General features: G+C 60.8%; 18 protein-coding genes. 13 read left to right on the top strand and 5 right to left on the bottom strand.

Translation table 11 applies throughout. The features are described 5' to 3' along the window. Positions 1–22: 22 nt before the first annotated feature. The 7 genes from AC4PS6_RS13165 to AC4PS6_RS13135 all read left to right on the top strand — a co-directional run bounded on the left by AC4PS6_RS13165 (position 23) and on the right by AC4PS6_RS13135 (position 6186). A complete protein-coding gene (locus AC4PS6_RS13165) occupies positions 23–1051 on the top strand; it encodes a Gfo/Idh/MocA family protein (RefSeq protein WP_032901667.1) in 1029 nt (342 codons plus the stop codon). A 126-nt stretch (positions 1052–1177) separates the two neighbouring features. After that, positions 1178–1354 carry a hypothetical protein gene (locus AC4PS6_RS13160; RefSeq protein ID WP_003191673.1) on the top strand — a complete coding sequence of 59 codons (177 nt, stop codon included), beginning with the start codon at positions 1178–1180 and terminating at the stop codon, positions 1352–1354. A 49-nt stretch (positions 1355–1403) separates the two neighbouring features. Next, complete coding sequence (locus AC4PS6_RS13155; RefSeq protein WP_014718766.1) at positions 1404–2339, top strand: sugar ABC transporter substrate-binding protein; 936 nt, start codon at positions 1404–1406, stop codon at positions 2337–2339. A 65-nt stretch (positions 2340–2404) separates the two neighbouring features. After that, the gene (locus AC4PS6_RS13150) at positions 2405–3958 is read left to right on the top strand and encodes a sugar ABC transporter ATP-binding protein (RefSeq protein WP_336827460.1); all 1554 of its coding nucleotides are present in this window, start codon (positions 2405–2407) and stop codon (positions 3956–3958) included. 26 nt (positions 3959–3984) lie between these two features. Beyond that, complete coding sequence (locus AC4PS6_RS13145) at positions 3985–5007, top strand: ABC transporter permease (RefSeq protein ID WP_003191668.1); 1023 nt, start codon at positions 3985–3987, stop codon at positions 5005–5007. A 412-nt stretch (positions 5008–5419) separates the two neighbouring features. Continuing rightward, positions 5420–5824, top strand: coding sequence for a TraR/DksA family transcriptional regulator (locus AC4PS6_RS13140; protein WP_003191666.1), 405 nt, complete (start codon positions 5420–5422; stop codon positions 5822–5824). Between the two features lie 158 nt (positions 5825–5982). Next, positions 5983–6186 carry a hypothetical protein gene (locus AC4PS6_RS13135; RefSeq protein WP_014718764.1) on the top strand — a complete coding sequence of 68 codons (204 nt, stop codon included), beginning with the start codon at positions 5983–5985 and terminating at the stop codon, positions 6184–6186. 1 nt (position 6187) lies between these two features. On the opposite strand, the gene AC4PS6_RS13130 is transcribed toward AC4PS6_RS13135, so the two are convergent. From AC4PS6_RS13130 to AC4PS6_RS13120, 3 genes are all read right to left on the bottom strand, one after another. Beyond that, complete coding sequence (locus AC4PS6_RS13130) at positions 6188–6430, bottom strand: DUF2789 domain-containing protein (protein WP_014718763.1); 243 nt, start codon at positions 6428–6430, stop codon at positions 6188–6190. Between the two features lie 69 nt (positions 6431–6499). Next, positions 6500–6730, bottom strand: a complete 231-nt coding sequence (locus AC4PS6_RS13125; RefSeq protein WP_014718762.1) for a hypothetical protein — start codon at positions 6728–6730, stop codon at positions 6500–6502. 110 nt (positions 6731–6840) lie between these two features. Next, entirely contained in the window at positions 6841–7116 is a 276-nt protein-coding gene (locus tag AC4PS6_RS13120; RefSeq protein ID WP_032872432.1) for a phospholipase A2 family protein, read from the bottom strand. 395 nt (positions 7117–7511) lie between these two features. Between AC4PS6_RS13120 and AC4PS6_RS13115 the strand changes: the two genes are divergently transcribed. Both AC4PS6_RS13115 and AC4PS6_RS13110 read left to right on the top strand, forming a co-directional pair. After that, positions 7512–7961 (top strand): hypothetical protein, encoded by a 450-nt coding sequence (locus tag AC4PS6_RS13115; protein ID WP_020301797.1) that lies wholly within the window; start codon positions 7512–7514, stop codon positions 7959–7961. Between the two features lie 131 nt (positions 7962–8092). Next, on the top strand, positions 8093–9100 hold the full coding sequence (locus AC4PS6_RS13110) for an ABC transporter substrate-binding protein (protein WP_106111303.1): 1008 nt from the start codon (positions 8093–8095) through the stop codon (positions 9098–9100). Positions 9101–9257: 157 nt separating this feature from the next. Here AC4PS6_RS13110 and AC4PS6_RS13105 read toward each other — a convergent pair whose 3' ends face one another. Both AC4PS6_RS13105 and AC4PS6_RS13100 read right to left on the bottom strand, forming a co-directional pair. Continuing rightward, the gene (locus AC4PS6_RS13105; protein ID WP_103451896.1) at positions 9258–11384 is read right to left on the bottom strand and encodes a TonB-dependent receptor; all 2127 of its coding nucleotides are present in this window, start codon (positions 11382–11384) and stop codon (positions 9258–9260) included. Positions 11385–11476: 92 nt separating this feature from the next. Next, positions 11477–11866: a DUF2946 domain-containing protein gene (locus AC4PS6_RS13100; RefSeq protein ID WP_014718757.1), complete on the bottom strand. Its 390-nt coding sequence runs from the start codon at positions 11864–11866 to the stop codon at positions 11477–11479. 93 nt (positions 11867–11959) lie between these two features. Between AC4PS6_RS13100 and AC4PS6_RS13095 the strand changes: the two genes are divergently transcribed. From AC4PS6_RS13095 to AC4PS6_RS13080, 4 genes are all read left to right on the top strand, one after another. Then, positions 11960–12397, top strand: coding sequence for a DUF3995 domain-containing protein (locus AC4PS6_RS13095; RefSeq protein ID WP_014718756.1), 438 nt, complete (start codon positions 11960–11962; stop codon positions 12395–12397). A gap of 314 nt (positions 12398–12711) precedes the next feature. Continuing rightward, positions 12712–13878, top strand: a complete 1167-nt coding sequence (locus tag AC4PS6_RS13090) for an efflux RND transporter periplasmic adaptor subunit (protein ID WP_336827461.1) — start codon at positions 12712–12714, stop codon at positions 13876–13878. After that, on the top strand, positions 13875–17051 hold the full coding sequence (locus tag AC4PS6_RS13085) for an efflux RND transporter permease subunit (RefSeq protein ID WP_032901663.1): 3177 nt from the start codon (positions 13875–13877) through the stop codon (positions 17049–17051). The genes AC4PS6_RS13090 and AC4PS6_RS13085 overlap by 4 nt, the downstream gene beginning before the upstream one ends. Further along, on the top strand, positions 17048–18499 hold the full coding sequence (locus tag AC4PS6_RS13080) for an efflux transporter outer membrane subunit (RefSeq protein WP_032901662.1): 1452 nt from the start codon (positions 17048–17050) through the stop codon (positions 18497–18499). The genes AC4PS6_RS13085 and AC4PS6_RS13080 overlap by 4 nt, the downstream gene beginning before the upstream one ends. Positions 18500–18628 lie beyond the last annotated feature (129 nt).

The following is an 18628-nucleotide window of genomic DNA, read 5'->3' as shown; positions in this document are numbered from 1 at the left end:
CAAATCAATTCTGGAGTTGAGCATGCGAATCGGACTAGTGGGCTATGGCCACGGTGGGCGCTTTTTTCATGCGCCGCTGATCGCCACCCTGCCTGGCGCCACCTTTGTCGGCGTGGTGACGCGTTCACCCGAACGTCGCCAGCAATTGAGTACTGATCTTCCAGGTGTCAAAGCCTTCGACTCCATCGGCCAGATCGTCGAAGCCGGCGTCGATGCCCTGGTGATTTCCACCACCCTCAAAGGTCGCCCGGCCTTGGTGCTGGAAGCCATCGAGCACGGGGTGGCGGTGGTCAGCGACAAGCCCTTTGCCGCCAACGCCGAACAAGCCCAGGCCCTGATTACCGCTGCCGAGCGTCAGGGCTCGTTGCTCAGTGTTTATCAGAATCGGCGCTGGGATTCGGATTACCTGACCCTGCGCAAACTGATCGACGCTGGCGCCTTGGGCACCATCACCCGCTTTGAATCCCGCGTGGAGCGCTACAGCCCGCAAGCTGTGGGCAATGCCAGCGGTGGAGGATGGCTGCGCGACCTGGGCAGCCATCTGGTGGACCAGGCGTTGCAACTGTTCGGACCGGTGGAGCGGGTGTTCGCCCAATTGCACTACACACCAGAACATCCCACCGTGGACCACGGCTTCTTTGTCTCCCTCACTCATGCCAACGGCGTGATATCGCACCTGTGGGGCAACGCGTTGCAGAACAGCCAGGCGCCGCGATTTCGCGTCAGTGGCAGCCTGGGTTGCTACACCATCGACGGCCTGGACGGCCAAGAAGAAGTGCTGCTGGCCGGCAAGTCGCCGAAAACCGAAGGTGACCACTGGGGCGCTGAGGAGCACCGACGCTGGGGCTGGTTCGAACAAGGGTCGGAGCGTGAGCGGGTGCCGTCGGAGAAGGGCTGCTGGCCCCAATTCTATCGGCAGTTGCAAGCGGCCGTGGTGGGGCAGGGGCCGCTGCCGGTCAACGCCTATGACGCCCTGGAAACCACCCGTATATTGGATGCCGCACGGTTGAGCGCTGAGCGCCAGCAGGTGGTCTCGACAAAAATAGAATAAAATTCTAAAACAAGTTGATATGGAAATTATTTTCTAATACAGTCTTTTCCAGGTTGCATAAAGTACGTCCCGGAACCTACGGGCGACTCAACAAAAACAAGATCAAAAACAACCAGGTACCGTCAGATGAAAATCTTCAACGCTGTACTGCGAGTTTTACGCCCCCTCCAAGCGCCACGCGGACTGCCCCGCGCTCGGCCGTTCTACTTCTCCTTCCTGAATGTGCTGTGCGTCGAAAACCAGGGCGCGCTGGTGTGCTGCATTCCTGGCGCGCCGGTGGTGCGACTGACAGCCGAGTCCTGATCAACGCAACGTCGAAAAAAACCAACAAGAAAGTGGAGACAGACCGTTCATGAAGACCCCGATCCGTTTTACCGCCCTGGCCCTGTCCATGCTGCTGGCCAGTGGCGTTGCCGGCGCCGCCGACCTCAAGGTGGGCGTGACGATGTCCGCGTTCGATGACACCTTCCTCACTTACCTGCGCGAGGACATGGACAAGCAAGCCAAGTCCTATCCAAAAGGCGATGGCGTGCAACTGCAGTTCGAAGATGCCCGCGCCGATGTGGTCAAGCAGTTGAGCCAGGTCGAGAACTTCATCAGCCAGAAGGTCGACGCGATTATCGTCAACCCGGTCGATACCGCGTCGACCAAGAACATCATCAGTGCCGCCACCAAGGCGGGTATCCCGCTGGTGTTCGTCAACCGCCGTCCTGACCAGAAAGACTTGCCCAAGGACGTGGTGGCCGTGACCTCCGATGACGTCGAGGCCGGCCGCCTGCAAATGCAGTACATCGCCGAAAAGCTCGGCGGCAAGGGCAAGATCGTGATTCTTCTGGGCGACCTGGCGAACAACTCCACCACCAACCGCACCAAGGGCGTGAAGGAAGTGCTGGCCAAGTACCCGGACATCAAGATCGAGCAGGAGCAAACCGGCATTTGGTTGCGTGACAGGGGCATGACCCTGGTCAACGACTGGCTGACCCAGGGCCGGGAGTTCAATGCGGTGCTGGCCAACAACGATGAGATGGCGATCGGTGCGTCCATGGCCCTGAGATCGGCCGGCAAGGAAAAAGGCAGCGTGTTGATTGCCGGTGTCGACGGCACGCCCGATGGCTTGAACGCGATCACCAAGGGCGACATGACCGTGTCGGCGTTCCAGGATGCCAAAGGCCAGGCGGTGGGGTCGGTAGAGGCGGCGCGCAAGATGGCCAAGAACGAGCCGGTCGAGCAGAACGTGGTGATCCCGTTCCAGTTGATCACCCCGGACAACGTCAAAGACTTCAAGTAGCCCTGACACCACAACAATAAGCCGGCAGGGCGGTTACGGCCGTCCTGCAGATGGAGTACCTCCCTATGCTTGCTCATTCCGCCACGTCGCAGCCCGCCGCTCAACCGGCGCTGGCGCTGGACGAACCCTACCTGCTGGAAATCCTCAACATTAGCAAAGGCTTTCCCGGTGTCGTGGCCCTGGACGATGTGCAACTGCGGGTGCGCCCCGGCACGGTGCTGGCGTTGATGGGCGAGAACGGCGCGGGTAAGTCGACGCTGATGAAGATCATTGCCGGCATCTACCAGCCCGACGCCGGCGAGATTCGCCTGCGTGGCAAGCCGATCACCTTTGAAACGCCGCTGGCCGCGCAAAAGGCCGGGATCGCGATGATCCACCAGGAACTCAACCTGATGCCCCATATGAGCATCGCCGAGAACATCTGGATCGGCCGCGAACAGCTCAACAGCCTGCACATGGTCAACCACCGCGAAATGCACCGTTGCACCGCCGAGTTGCTGGCGCGCCTGCGCATCAACCTCGACCCGGAAGAACAGGTCGGCAACCTGAGCATTGCCGAACGGCAGATGGTCGAGATTGCCAAGGCAGTGTCCTACGACTCCGACATCCTGATCATGGATGAACCCACCTCGGCCATTACCGACAAGGAAGTGGCCCACCTGTTTTCGATCATTGCCGACCTCAAGTCCCAGGGCAAAGGCATCGTCTATATCACCCACAAGATGAACGAAGTGTTCGCCATCGCCGATGAAGTGGCGGTGTTCCGCGACGGCCAATACATCGGCTTGCAACGGGCCGACAGCATGAACAGCGACAGCCTCATCTCGATGATGGTCGGGCGTGAACTGAGCCAGCTGTTTCCGGTGCGCGAAACGCCTATTGGCGAGTTGCTGCTGTCGGTGCGCGACCTGAGCCTGGACGGCGTGTTCAAGGACGTATCGTTCGACCTGCACGCCGGGGAGATCCTCGGTATCGCCGGGCTGATGGGCTCCGGGCGCACCAACGTGGCGGAAACCATTTTTGGTATCACCCCAAGCTCCAGCGGGCAAATCACCCTGGACGGCAAGGCGGTGCGCATTACCGACCCGCATATGGCCATTGAGAAAGGCTTTGCGCTGTTGACCGAGGACCGCAAGCTCAGCGGCCTGTTCCCGTGCCTGTCGGTGCTGGAGAACATGGAGATGGCGGTGCTGCCGCACTATTCGGGCAACGGTTTTATCCAGCAGAAGGCCTTGCGTGCCCTGTGTGAAGACATGTGCAAGAAGCTGCGGGTGAAAACCCCGTCCCTGGAGCAATGCATCGACACCTTGTCCGGTGGCAACCAGCAAAAGGCCTTGCTGGCGCGCTGGCTGATGACCAACCCACGCTTGCTGATCCTCGATGAGCCGACGCGTGGTATCGATGTGGGCGCCAAGGCTGAGATCTATCGCTTGATCGCCTTCCTCGCCAGCGAGGGCATGGCGGTGATCATGATTTCTTCCGAACTGCCCGAAGTGCTCGGCATGAGCGACCGGGTGATGGTAATGCACGAAGGTGAACTGATGGGCACCCTGGATCGCGCCGAGGCGACCCAGGAAAAAGTCATGCAGTTGGCTTCCGGGATGACCGCAGTCCACTGATCTACAGAATAAGAAGGTGATGGGTTATGAACGCAATAACAGACAACAAGCCGGCAACCGCACCGGTCAAGAACCGTCGACGCATGCCCACCGAGCTGAGTATCTTCCTGGTGCTGATCGGTATCGGTCTGGTGTTTGAACTGTTTGGCTGGATCGTGCGCGACCAGAGCTTTCTAATGAACTCCCAGCGTCTGGTGCTGATGATCCTGCAGGTGTCGATCATCGGCCTGCTGGCCATCGGTGTGACCCAGGTGATCATTACCACGGGCATCGATTTGTCGTCCGGCTCGGTGCTGGCCTTGTCAGCGATGATCGCCGCCAGCCTGGCGCAGACCTCCGACTTTTCCCGGGCGGTGTTTCCGTCCCTCACCGATTTGCCGGTGTGGATCCCGGTGGCGATGGGCTTGGGCGTGGGGCTTTTAGCGGGCGCGATCAACGGCAGCATTATTGCGGTCACCGGCATTCCGCCGTTTATCGCAACCCTGGGCATGATGGTCTCGGCCCGTGGCCTGGCGCGCTATTACACCGAAGGTCAGCCGGTGAGCATGCTCTCGGACTCCTACACGGCGATCGGCCATGGCGCGATGCCGGTGATTATCTTCCTGGTGGTGGCGGTGATCTTCCACATTGCCCTGCGTTACACCAAGTATGGCAAGTACACCTATGCCATCGGCGGCAACATGCAAGCGGCGCGCACTTCGGGGATCAACGTCAAGCGTCACTTGATCATCGTCTATAGCATCGCCGGTCTCCTGGCGGGCCTGGCCGGTGTGGTTGCCTCGGCACGTGCAGCGACGGGGCAAGCCGGCATGGGCATGTCCTACGAGCTGGACGCGATTGCCGCCGCAGTGATCGGCGGTACCAGCCTGGCCGGTGGAGTAGGGCGCATCACCGGCACGGTGATCGGCGCGTTGATCCTCGGGGTGATGGCCAGCGGGTTTACCTTTGTCGGGGTGGATGCGTATATCCAGGACATCATCAAGGGCCTGATCATTGTGGTGGCGGTGGTGATCGACCAATACCGTAACAAGCGCAAGCTCAAGCGCTGAGTACTGCCCTTGTAGGAGCGAGCTTGCGTGGGGCGAAGCACCCCCAATAAAACCGGAGACTGCTGCGCAGTCGGCGGGAGCAAGCTCCCTCGCCACAGCAAGCTCGCGCCTACAGGGGATGAGGCACTTTCAACCGTTTGTCTTCTATATAGCTCCACAACACTGAATTTCTTGCTATAAACGCACTCCGATGACCATTCGCCAAGCCCGTCCTGGTGCCTTTGGGGGTTAATCGGGAAAAAATGCCTGTCTTTTCAGTTGCTGCGCCCTCAAGTCGGCCTTAGACTGCCGCCCCTCGTAAATTGAGTGCCGGGTGGCGCTTGAAATGGACGGCGCCCTTCCGAGACCTGCACAGGCCTTGCGGAACGCTCCCTTATTCGCCTTAATGCACGTATTTTTTATAGAGAAATCAATGACAAAGGAAAAGTTGCTGGCCATGCCGGCGGATGACTACATGAATGCCGAACAGCACGCTTTTTTCGAGAAGTTGCTGCAAGACATGAAGGTGGAACACCACGAGCGCATTGAGCAGAACCGTATCGCCATTGAAAGCCTGGACACCCCGGCCGACCCGGCTGACGCGGCTTCTGTCGAAGAAGAGCGCACCTGGCTGGTGAACGCCATTGACCGCGACCAGCGCATGCTGCCGCAACTTGAGCGTGCCCTGGAACGCATCAAGGAAGATTCCTTTGGCTGGTGTGACGACAGCGGCGAGCCTATCGGCCTCAAGCGCCTGCTGATCAGCCCCACCACCAAGTACTGCATCGAAGCGCAAGAGCGCCACGAGCAGATCGACAAGCACCAGCGTCAAGCTTGATCTGATGAATGGGGCGGCACTCGAGCTGGCCGTCCCCGTCTCTACATTGTTGCTGTTTATGCAATGAAGCTATTCCGCAGATAGCTTTTTCCAACTGGAATAAAACCGTAGCATGGCCAACATTGTTAGCCAGCTAACTAATGCTGCGGAGAAGCTCCATGCAAAACAAAGTCGATGTGGCCGTGATGATCGGCAGTGGCGTGCCTGAAACCCTTCGTGCCCTGGGCCAGCGCGCCTGCTGGGTGGTGTTGCTCAACGGTGAGCAACGCGGCACCGCGTTCGCCAGCCGGGACGAGGCGCAGGAATGCCAGGCTGCCTGGCAAGCGCTGTTACGCAGTGAAGAGTCAGACAGCCTGCACTGAATCAACCGTGGGGACGTTCATGCAGCAGCGCATTGAGGTCATCCACTGCGGGCGCCCACTCTGCGTCGACGTGCAATTGTTCCCTGAGGAAGTTCGCCTGCTGTTCGCTCCAGAATGGCGCGTCGATGAGTTTTACCTCATCGGGCAGGCGATGTTCGGCGGTGAAACGTTCGATGGCTTCCTGGCTGGAATCCAGGCCCAGTTGTTCGAACAGGGTTTCAAGGGTTGGGGTCGTGGTGTCCATAACGTTCTCCATGCGGGTTTATCGTCATGCATGTGAGGGCTCGGGGGACGCCAGAGTTCTATCGGATTGTCAGGAATTGAGCGCGCCGCAATCCACGGCGGCTTTCAGTGCCTTGGCCGCCTCTTTGCCAGCGACGGCTGCTGCGTCGGCGGTTTTGAACCAGCGGTCTTTTTCCACTTGGTGCGCGGTGACCTTGTTCAGCGGTGGTTTGGCTCGCATGATGATGACCGCTTGAAACTCACCGTCTACTTCTCTCGCATCGCCGTGGATAATAAATTCGCCAATATCAAATTCCGTCACGTATGGCTTTCCCTTCAAGGTAACTGCGTTGATGAAACCTGACCCGCGGGGGGCAAACTTCCATGGACAGGCCAGTATGGCAGTTGTTGAGGGGCAGTGGCGCGGTAAAGTCATCCAGGCGACGAAACGATTCCGCCGCCTGAGGCGTATAGCTTGGCTTCAAGGGACTTGGCCAGTTCGCAGGCTTTGATGTGATCGCTGCGAAACCCCTTGATCTTGCCGCTGGGCACTTCAAGAATATGAAAAAAGTTCTTTCCTGCGGGTACAACTTGGTAAAGCACTGAATTGGAGTACCCATTCAGGTTCAGCAGGCAGTAGTATTGCTGTTCGTCGGGACATGGTGAACGAGTGTGGAAAGACGTAGCGTCGTGTTGACGTCGTTGCATGCTCAGCTCCTGTCGATCGATCCGGTTAGCTTGTCTGCGATGTTTCGGGTGGTTTTCACCCTGGTTGCTGTTCTAGTATTGTCGTCGGTAGTTCGTGACTGGTTCCATGCCCAGATGTTTTTTTGTGTTGGGATGTCGGAAAACTGCATTTTTAATTGGGTTATTCTCTGAAGTCGGCAGACCCGTATTCTCGGGTCGTTGAACCTGTGATTTGCTGTATCACGGTTGACTTCGCATGAGGTCCGCCGTTGAGGTTTGTACTAGCCTTACGAGTTCTCTTCAGTTTTTTAATGACTCTGTATCGTGTCGTAACGGCCATTTTTTTGTGCTGTTCGCTTTGGCGGCCAGTGCTTTTTTGATGTGGGGGCGTTTCCTTGGCAGTCAGTAATCTGGATATGCACGCGTTATTCGTGCTGGGTGATTTGCGCGCAAAGTTGGTCAAGCAGTTTCAATCCCGGTTTGTCTACGTCACTGAACAGACGCCGGAAGGTATTTATATCGCCGAGATCGATACCGAAACGGCGCTGGTCGTGGATGACAAGCCACGTCTGGAACTCAAAGTGGGTGACCATTTTCGCGCGGCGGTGTTGCCCAGCCGTGAAGGTGGAAAGTTCGAATTGAGGTTTCGCGATATCAAGTTGACTGTGTACGGCATCGGCGACTATGCCTTTGTGTCGTCGAACGAAGGCCAGGGTATTGTGTTCAAGGAAGGCCACAGCGTGATGCTGGTATTCGCTGCCCACGAGCAATTGCAGGAAGGGTTGACCAAAACCCTGAAAGCCGTGACGGGCAAAGCCGCCAAATGGCGCAAGGGTGAGCTGGTGACCTTCAAGGCCAGCGAGTAGGCGCTGAACATGTTGTGCCTCTTTGTCTTTTGGAACCTCTACTACAGTTGAGTTGACTTAACTATTCAGAGGCTTCGCGCATTTGCAGCAAAGCCGTTCGCCATGACTGCGAAAACGCGAGGTGCAAAGGCATGAAAGGATTGAAGTCACTGCTGGCGATGGGCCTGACGACCCTGAGTCTGTCATTGCCGGTATCGGCCGCCCAGGCGCCGGTGCATTTTGCCGACCTGAACTGGGAAAGCGGCAGCCTGATCACAGAAGTACTGCGTTTTATCGTCGAGAAGGGCTATGACCTGCCCACCGACACGTTGCCTGGAACCACCATCACCCTGGAAACCGCCCTGGCCAAGAATGATATCCAGGTGATCGGCGAGGAGTGGGCAGGCCGCAGCCCTGTGTGGGTCAAGGCGCAAGCCGAAGGCAAGGTGGCGGGCCTGGGCGATATCGTCAAAGGCGCTACCGAAGGCTGGTGGGTGCCGGAATACGTGGTCAAGGGTGACCCCTCCAAAGGACTCAAACCCCTGGCACCAGATTTGAAAAGCGTACAGGACCTGGCGCGCTACAAGGACGTGTTCAAAGACCCGGAGTCCCCAGGCAAGGGGCGCTTTCTCAACAGCCCCATCGGCTGGACCTCCGAGGTGGTCAACAAACAGAAACTCAAGGCTTATGGGCTGGACGACAGCTACGTGAACTTCCGCAGCGGGTCGGGCGCGGCGCTGGATGCGGAGATTGCCTCGTCGATTCGCCGGGGCAAGCCCGTGCTGTTCTATTACTGGTCGCCGACCCCGTTGATGGGGCGCTATAAATTGATCCAGCTGGAAGAACCGCCATTTGATGCAGATGCGTGGAAGACCCTGACTGACGCAGACAACCCGAACCCGAAGCCGACACGCTCATTGGCTTCCAAGCTGAGCATTGGCGTGTCGACGCCGTTCCAGCAGGAACATCCACAGATTGCCCAGTTCTTCGAGAAGGTCGAGTTTCCCATCGAGCCGCTTAACAAAGCCTTGGCGACGATGAGCGAGCACCACACGCCGCCTCGGGAGGTCGCCCAGGCGTTTCTCAAGGAACATCCGCAAGTGTGGAAGGCCTGGTTGACGGACGATGTGGCGCAGAAGGTCGAGGCGAGCCTCAAGTAACCGGAGGTCTTTGTATCGAGCGAAGATCAAGATGTGGGAGCTGGCTTGCCTGCGATGACTGAGTGTCAGACAACATATTTTTATGCTGACCCACCGCTATCGCAGGCAAGCCAGCTCCCACATTCAATTGCATTTCAAGTCAGCGGTCGTTGCAGCGTTAGAACTTGGTGTGTACGGCCAGCTCAAAGGTCCTCGGTGACCCCAGATAATACGCCGGCGACACATGGGCAAACTCCGCGTACACCTCGTTAGTCAGGTTACGCACGCGCCCGGTTACCGAGGTGTTCGCATCCAGCTTATAGCGCAGGAAGGTGCCGAACAGCGTATAGGCCGGTACGGTCTGGGTATTGGCATTGTCCGCGTACACCTGGGCGACATACCGCGCATCCACCCCACCTTGCCAATCCTCGGCAAAATCGTAGGTCAGCCATAGGTTACCCACGCGCTTGGGCACGTTGGTCGGCGTATTGCCCTTACGCGACACCACCTCGCCGCTGGCGGTTTTTTCGTTGAACTCATCGTACTGCGCGTCCACCCAGGCGAAGTTGCCTTCGGCCAATAGCCTCGGCGTGATGTGCAACGAGCTGGCCAGTTCGATGCCCTTGGACGACTGCGCGCCCACCGGGATGCTGTTGGTCGGGTCCAGCGGGTCGGTGACGGCAAAGTCCTTGCGTTCGATCTTGTAGGCGGCGACCGTGGCGGAGCCCCGACCTTCCAGGTAATCGAACTTGCTGCCGATTTCCCATTGCTTGCCCGTGGACACGTCGAACACCTGGGTGGTGGTATTGGGCTGTTCGACGGCGGTGCTGTATTGCACATAGACGTTGGCGGACGGGATGAACTGATAGGTCAGGCCCACCCGGCCCGTTAGCGGCTCCCAACTGCGCTTGAAGTGCCGTGGGTTGGTGGCGGTGATGGTGCGGTGGTTGGTCACGTCCAGGTCGATGGCGTCATAGCGCAGGCCGGTCAGCAGCGAGAGCTTATCCGTCAGTCCCAGACGGTTTTCCACGAACAGTGCCTTGGTGGTTACTTGGTTGGTCTTGTCCTTGACGAAACCTGGCTGGGTACCGGGAATATCATAGAAGTGCCCTGGGTCGTAGTGGTTAGGGTCCACGGTACTTTTGCCCGGCACGTTCAAGGGGCTGTTGGTGGTGCTGTTGACCTTGTACTCAAAACCACCCGACCAGGTGGTGGCAAGGCCGAACACGCTCGTGTCATGGCGCAGTTCGAACTGGTTGCCGTTCTGCTCGCCCTGATGCCGCACCTGATAGGCCGTTGAGCGGTTCACCGCGCTGTTGTCGGCGTTGTACTGGTAGGTCTCCAGGTTGCGATAGTCGCGCTGGCTGTCGAGGTGATAGAGGGTATTTTTCAGTGTGGTGCTGTCGTTGATCCGGTAGTCGATGATTGAACGTGCCCAGATCGTGCGTTGCTCATAACGGCCGTCGGCAACGTTGTAGTTATTGAAGCGGTTGTGCTTGTCGATCTTCAGTTCACCGGCCTTGGGGTTGAGCACCGGCGTACCCCAATACGGGCTGTCTTCATGTTCGTCCTGATATTCCAGGGCCAGGGTGTGGGACAGGTTGGGGGTGAGGTCGCTGAGCAGGGAAAACGCCACGCTCCAGGCATCGCGCTGGTCGCGGTCGATGTAGCTGTGGTTGGTGTTGCGGCTCACATCCAGGCGGGCGTAATGCTGCACCTCGGCACCGGGTTCGGTCAGCGCATGGTTGAGGCCGAACGCCAGACCGGCGGTGTCGTAGCTGCCATAGCTCAGTTGGCCTTCGATGGCCTGTTCCTCGCGGTTTGCCAGCTTGGTCACGTAGTTCAGCGAGCCACCCACTGAGCCTGCGCCGTTGATCAAGGAGGAGGGGCCGCCTACCAGTTCGACGCGGTCATAGATCCACGCATCCACCGGCCGCGCCAGGCCCGTGGCGACATTGATGCCGTTGAACATCTGGGTGATCTGGCTACTGGTAAACCCTCGGTACGAGACAAAACCGCCAAAACCGGGCGGGGCGCTGGCGTTGACACCGGGAAGGGTATTGGCCGCATCGCGGAAGGTCTTGGCGCCGTGGCGCTCGATATCGTTGCGGTTGGCGATGGCCACTGACGCCGGGGTTTCCCGCACGCTCAGGCCCAGGCGCGAGGCCATGCCGCTGGATTGGTCCAGGGCCAGCCCAGGCTCGGCACTTTGCTCGCCGTCAATGGTGGTCGGGGCCAACTCAAGGGCCGAGGCGCAAACAGGCAGGCAGCCGAACAGGCCCGCCAGCAGGGGTAAATGTTTCATGGTTGGAATCCTGAAAACTTGGCTCGAAAACAACGCACTGCTACCCGTACTCCTGACGGAAACGGGGCGATGCAGATCAGTAAGCGCAGGGATCAGGCAAGGGCAGGTGGCGCGCGCGGATTAGCCGCAGGCCAGGTAAAGCGGGCAGGGATGTCAGCGGCAAGCACCACCGCAGCAGGCGGTGCATGGGGTTGCGGCAGGACCGCCACATTCAGGTGGGAGTTGAGCGCCGGGCCCATGCCGCCGGTAGAACACAGCGGGCAACCAAACGCCTTCGACAGCGTTGGCAGGTTCTCGTCCGTCGAGTTGCTGGGCAGCGGCGCCTGGGTACGTGGGTCGACCGTACAGAACTGGCCGCTGATGCCGTTGAGCTGCATCCCCACCCTTTGCCCATGACCAATACTGCAGGCGAACACATTGAACAGGACGCAGCAGTAGAGCATCCAGGCAATGAGTGAACGGTCGGCACGGGCAAGTTTCATGGGGCGGCACTTTATCATCAGCGACCGACGAAATGCCTGCAAAAAAACTCAGGGCGGCTATCCTCATTCGCACATTTTTGTGGAGCGCCGACCATGAGCTTTGTGATTGCGCGGTGGATCGTCGGGGTATTTACCTTCATCAGCATGGTGCATCTGTATTGGGCTGCGGGTGGCAAGCTCGGCAGCCTGGCCGCTATCCCGCAACTGCCCGGAGAGTTTGCCAGCGGGCCCAGGCCGGCGTTCAAACCGTCGGCGCTGGGCACTTTTCTGGTGGCGATGGGGCTGGTGGCGATTGCCTTGCTTGTGTGCCTGCGCGCCGGGCTGTATTTCTCGCCGGTGTCCCATGGGGCGTTGCAGTGGGGCATCAGCGCGATTGCCGTGCTGATGTTTGCCCGAGCGATAGGGGATTCGGAGCTGGTGGGGTTCTTCAAGAAGGTCGGCGGGTCGCGGTTCGCTCGTCTGGACACCTACTTCTATTCGCCGTTGTGCCTGGTGTTGGGCGCCGGCTTGCTGGTAGTCGCCTGGACCTGAGCCTGAGCCCACAGATACCAGGCTGACACCGCGCAATCCAAAGGTGGGAGCTGACTTGCCTGCGATGCAGGCACCTCGGTCTATCAACCAAACCGGGTCGATCCCTTCGCAGGCAAGCCAGCTCCCACCTTCAGCCGCGTTCGACAGGTAACCCCGAGCGCCACCAAGCCACGCTGGCCGCCATTTGATTCACCTTCAAGTATTTCCCAGACAAAACACACCCCCGGTTTTATAGCGCTTGACCTTCCCAGTATGGCAAGCCGGATAAAAACCCACGTGTCGGTTTGTCTTGAAAATTCCAAGGAGGGTGAACGATGTACACCAAACCAGTCAGCCTGATCACCGGGGTGTTGGCCGTAGCGTTGACGCTGGGCGGATGCTCAGACAATTCACCGCCAGCCGCGGCCGCCAAGCCCCCTGGCGTGCCGGTAGCCCAGGTGGTGGCGCGTGCGGTGACGCCGTTTGTGGAGTACACCGGTTCGTTGACTGCCATCGACCAGGTTCAATTACGCCCGCGAGTCAGTGGCTATCTGCAAAGTGTCAGCGTGCCTGAAGGGCAGTTCGTGGCCAAGGGCAGTCCATTGTTTGTGATCGATCCGCGTATGTTCCAGGCGGCAGTGAACGCAGCCAAGGCACGTCTGCGCGAGGCCGAGGCCAATGCGTTGCTGGCCCAGGCCGAGCATGGCCGTGCCGAGCAGTTATATGCCAAGAAGGTGGTGGCACGTGATCGTCTCGACACCGCCGTTGCTTCGTTGAACGCCGGCAGAGCGCAGGTGGAGGCCGCCAGGGCTGCGCTGGATACGGCCCAACTGGACCTGAGTTACACCCGCGTCACCGCACCTATCAGCGGGCGTATCGACCGCGCCCTGGTGACGGAAGGCAACTATGTCACCCGTGGGGAAACAGCGCTGACCACGATTGTTTCCATCGACCCCTTGCATGTGTATTTCGATGTGGATGAACGCACCTACCTGCATTCGTTAGCAGCGACGCGGCAACACGCCGGGGCCAAGGGCGAACAAGCCGCCAAGGTCATGGTGGCGATGCTCAACGACACCACCTATGCACGGGCCGGTCGCGTGGATTTTCTGGCCAACTCGGCTGACCGCAAGACCGGCACGGTGCGCGTGCGTGCGGTGGTGGAAAACCCGGATGGGCGCTTGACGCCGGGGCTGTTCGCCAAGGTCAAGCTGGACACCGGCGCGGCGCAACACCGGGTGTTGATTGCCGACCATTCCATCGGCACCGACCAGGGCCGTCGCTATGTGCTGGTAGTCGGTGAAGGTGATAAAACCGAATACCGCCCGGTGGAACTGGGCCCAGTGGTCGACGGCCTGCGGGTCATCGAACAGGGGCTGCAACCGGGCGAGCGCATTGTCGTCAAAGGGCTGGTGCGCCCCGGCATGCAGGTGACACCGCTGGCTGCTAGCATCGAGGGCAAGCCGCTTGAGGCTCCGCTGGCGGTGGGGGGCGTGCAATGAGCTTCCCACGCTTTTTCATTGACCGACCGATCTTCGCCATTGTCCTCTCGGTGTTGATGATGATCGGCGGCATCGTGGCCTTCTTCCATTTGCCGTTGAGCGAATACCCGGCCGTCACGCCGCCCACGGTGCAAGTGACCGCGTCGTATCCGGGGGCCAACCCGCAGGTGATTGCCGAGACGGTGGCAGCGCCGCTGGAACAGGTGATCACCGGGGTGGAAGGCATGCTTTACATGACCTCGCAGTCGGCCACCGATGGCCGCATGATCCTGACCGCGACCTTCGCCCAGGGCACCAACGCGGACATGGCGCAGATCCAGGTGCAGAACCGTGTTTCGCGAGCTTTGCCGCGCTTGCCCGAAGAGGTGCAGCGCCTGGGCGTGGTCACGCAGAAGACCTCGCCGGACATCCTCATGGTGGTCCACCTGCTGTCCCCCGACCAACGTTATGATCCGCTCTATATCTCCAACTATGCCTACCTCCAGGTGCGCGATGAGCTGTCACGCCTACCGGGGATCAACGATGTGCTGGTGTGGGGCGCGGGTGAATACAGCATGCGCCTGTGGCTCGACCCGGACCTGATCGCCGCCCGTGGCTTGACCGCCGGTGATGTGATTGCTGCCGTGCGCGAGCAGAACGTGCAAGTGGCCGCCGGCTCGGTCGGCCAGGCGCCGGACTCTACTGCGGCGTTCCAAGTCACGGTCAATACCCTCGGGCGCCTGACGGACGAAGAGCAGTTCGGCGATATCATCATCCGCACCGGCGATAACGGCCAGGTCACGCGCCTGCGTGATGTGGCCCGTATCGAGATGGGCGCCGATGCCTACGCGCTGCGCAGCCTGTTGGACGGCGAGCCGGCGGTGGCCTTGCAGATCATCCAGAGCCCAGGGGCCAATGCCCTCGATGTGGCGCAGTCGGTGCGCGAGACCATGCAGCGTCTGCAAACCAACTTCCCCGAGGGGCTGGTGTCGCGGATTGCCTATGACCCCACCGTGTTTGTGCGCGCTTCGCTGGAGTCGGTGGCCATCACGCTGATGGAAGCGATCCTGCTGGTGGTGATCGTGGTGGTGGTGTTCCTGCGCAACTGGCGTGCGTCGCTGATTCCTTTGATGGCCGTGCCGGTGTCGATCATTGGCACCTTTGCGGTCATGCACCTGATGGGCTTCTCCCTCAATACCTTGTCGCTGTTTGGCCTGGTGCTGTCGATTGGCATCGTGGTCGACGATGCCATCGTGGTGGTGGAGAACGTCGAGCGGCATATCGAGAACGGCGAGGAGCCGATGCAGGCTGCGCGACGGGCGATGGGCGAGGTCACCGGCCCTATCATTGCGATCACCTCGGTGCTGGCGGCCGTGTTCATTCCCACCGCGTTTCTCAGTGGCCTGCAAGGCGAGTTCTATCGGCAATTTGCGCTGACCATCGCGATTTCCACCATCCTCTCGGCGGTCAACTCGTTGACCCTCAGCCCGGCGCTGGCCGGCCTGTTGCTGCGGCCACGGCATGCGGCCTTGGTGCATGACCCGCGCAGCCTGCGTGGTCGCGCCACGCGGCTGCTTGAGGTGCTGGGCCGGCCGTTTCAGCGAGCGCCACAAGCCTATGGCAATACCGTGCGCAAGGTCGTCGGCCGTCGCGGCGTGGCGCTGTTGGCCTACGGCGGTTTGCTCGCGTTGACCTGGTTCGGCTTCAACGCGGTACCGGCCGGCTTCGTGCCGATGCAAGACAAATACTACCTGGTCGGCATCGCCCAACTGCCGAACGCGGCCTCGTTGGAGCGTACCGATGCGGTGGTGCGGCAAATGTCGAAAATCGCCCTGGATGAGCCGGGGGTCGAGAGCGTCGTGGCGTTCCCGGGGCTGTCGGTCAACGGCTTCGTCAACGTCCCGAATGCGGCGGTGATGTTTGTGATGCTTGATCCGTTCAAAGAGCGCACCTCGCCGGATATGGCGGCGGTCGCCATCGCCGGGCGTCTGCAAGCCAAGTTTGCGAGCATCCCCGACGGCTTCCTCGGCGTGTTCCCGCCGCCACCGGTGCCGGGGCTCGGGGTGACCGGGGGCTTCAAGCTGCAGGTCGAGGACCGTGGCGGCGTCGGGCTTGAGGCGCTGGTGCAGCAGACCCAGGTACTGATGACCAAAGCCACTGAGTCAGGCCAAGTGGCCGGGCTGATGACCAGCCTGGACGTCAACGCGCCGCAACTGAATGTCGACATCGACCGCACCCAGGTCAAGAGCCAGGGCGTGCGCCTGGCGGATGTGTTCGAGTCGCTGCAGGTCTATCTGGGGTCGCTGTACGTCAATGACTTCAACCGGTTTGGCCGCACCTACAAAGTCACGGCCCAGGCCGATGCGGACCATCGCATGCAAGCCGAAGCCATCGGCCGTCTGCAGGTGCGCAATGCCGTCGGGGACATGCTGCCGTTATCAGCGTTTGTCACGGTCACGCCGAGCTCCGGGCCTGACCGGGTGATCCACTACAACGGCTATCCCTCGGCGGATATCTCTGGCGGCGCGATGCCTGGGGTCAGCTCAGGGCAGGCGGTTGCGCTCATGGAACGCCTGGCCCAGGAGGTACTGCCCGAGGGCGTGACCTATGAATGGACAGACCTGACCTACCAGCAAAAGCTCGCCGGGTCATCGGCCCTGTTTATTTTCCCGCTGTGTGTGTTGCTGGCGTATCTGATCCTCGCCGCGCAGTACAACAGTTGGCTGCTGCCGTTGGCGGTGTTGCTGATCGTGCCCATGTGCCTGCTCAGCGCAATCCTCGGCGTGTGGCTGGTGGAGGGCGACAACAACGTGTTCGTGCAGATCGGGTTGGTGGTGCTGGTGGGCTTGGCGGCGAAGAACGCCATCCTGATCGTCGAGTTTGCCCGCAGCCTCGAAGCCGAAGGCGCCAGCCCATTGGAAGCGGTGATCCACGCCTGTCAATTGCGCCTGCGCCCGATCCTGATGACGTCCCTGGCGTTTATCGCCGGCGTAGTCCCGCTGGTATTTGCCAGTGGGGCAGGCGCCGAGATGCGCCATGCCATGGGGGTTGCGGTGTTTGCCGGGATGTTGGGCGTGACGCTGTTCGGTCTGTTCCTGACGCCCGTGTTCTATGTGGTGATGCGCAGCCTGGCGCTGCGCGTGCAGCGCCAGGGGGCGAGTCCGAAGGTGCAGCTAAAGGAGAGCGCATCATGAAACAGGCGTATCCAGCTTTTCTGTTGTCGTTGACCCTGCTGGCCGGTTGCGGCTCGGTTGGGCCTGATTACTCCGCGCCGGTGCTGCCTGCTGCGCAGCGGGCGACGAGCTTCGGCGCGCCCATCGCCGGGCTTGGTCCGGGCGAGGTAGAGGTGCAGTGGTGGCAAGTGTTCGACGAGCCGGCACTGAGCCAATTGATCCAACAGGCACTGGCGGCCAACCACGACATCGGCATCGCTGCCGCGCGCCTGGACGAAGCCAAGGCGTTGCTGCGCGAAAGCCGCCAAGGCTTCCTGCCCAGCGGCGGCGCTGCCCTGGGCTACGAGCACCGCCAGCGTAGCGAGGTCGAGACTCCCTTCGGCGAGCAGCGCTCTATTGAAACTACCCGCGCGGCGGTGGATGCAGCCTGGGAAATCGACTTGTTTGGCCGCGTGCGTCGCTCGGTGGAGGCGGCCCAGGCCCAGGCGGGGTCGCGTCAGGCATTGCTGCGCAGCGTGCAAGCGAGCGTCGCGGCGACGGTCGCGGCAACCTGGTTCGAGTTACAAGGGATCGAAGCCGAACAGGCGGTGGTCGCGGATATCAGCCAGAGCCAGCGCGACAGCCTGGGCCTGGTGGGGCAGATGGTCAGCGTCGGCGCCGCCACCGAATTCGACCGGCTGCGGGCCGAGGCCTTGTTGCGCAATGTCGAGGCGGTAGCGCCTGACCTGGAGCGACGTCGCGCCAAGTCAACCAACGCGCTGGCGGTGCTGCTGGGGCAAGCGCCCCAGGGGTTCAAGCCACCGCTGGCCCGGCCTGGGCGTGAAACCTTGAACCTGCGCACGTTGCAGGTGGGAGACCCGGCCGGCTTGCTGGCGCGTCGCGCCGATATTGCCGCGGCCGAACGCACGCTGGCGGCTGCGACCGCGCAGATTGGCGTGGAAACCGCTGGCTTGTATCCGGACATCCAGGTGCAGGGCTCCATCGGTTTACTGGCCGGAAGTCTCAGCGCCCTGGGCGATGCGGGCATGCAGTCGAACTTTATCGCGCCGGTGATTCGCTGGTCACTGCTGGACACCGGGCGCGTACGAGCGCGGATTGCCGCCAGCGAGGCACGCACCCAGGCGGCATTGATCGCTTATGACCAGACCGTGTTGCGGGCCCTGCAGGAAACCGATGATGCGTTCCAGGCCAACCGTACGGCCGGCAACGCCCTGGGCTTGCGGTTGTTGGAGGCGGCCGCCAACCGTGAGGCAGCCAGCTTTGCGCGCGAGCGGTTTGCGCAAGGTGAGGGTGTGTACCTGGATGTGCTTGAGGCCGAACGCGCGGACTTCACCAGCCGCCGGGCATTGACGGCGGCGCGCACGGAACAGCGCTTGGCGGTGGTGGGGATCTATAAGGCGCTGGGTGGTGGGTGGGAGATCTGTGAGAGGGCGGGGCAGGCGTGCAAGGGGGCCACGGTGTTGCGCTAACGTGGACCTGTGGGAGCTGGCTTGCCTGCGATAGCGGCCCGCCAGCCGACGCCTATCTACCCGACACCCCAACGATCCAACTGTGGGAGCTGGCTTGCCTGCGATAGCGGCCTGACAGTCGATACAGTT

It is taken from the genome of Pseudomonas sp. DW-iso17 (genome assembly GCF_058725345.1).
This window is presented reverse-complemented; position numbering and strand designations above follow the sequence as displayed.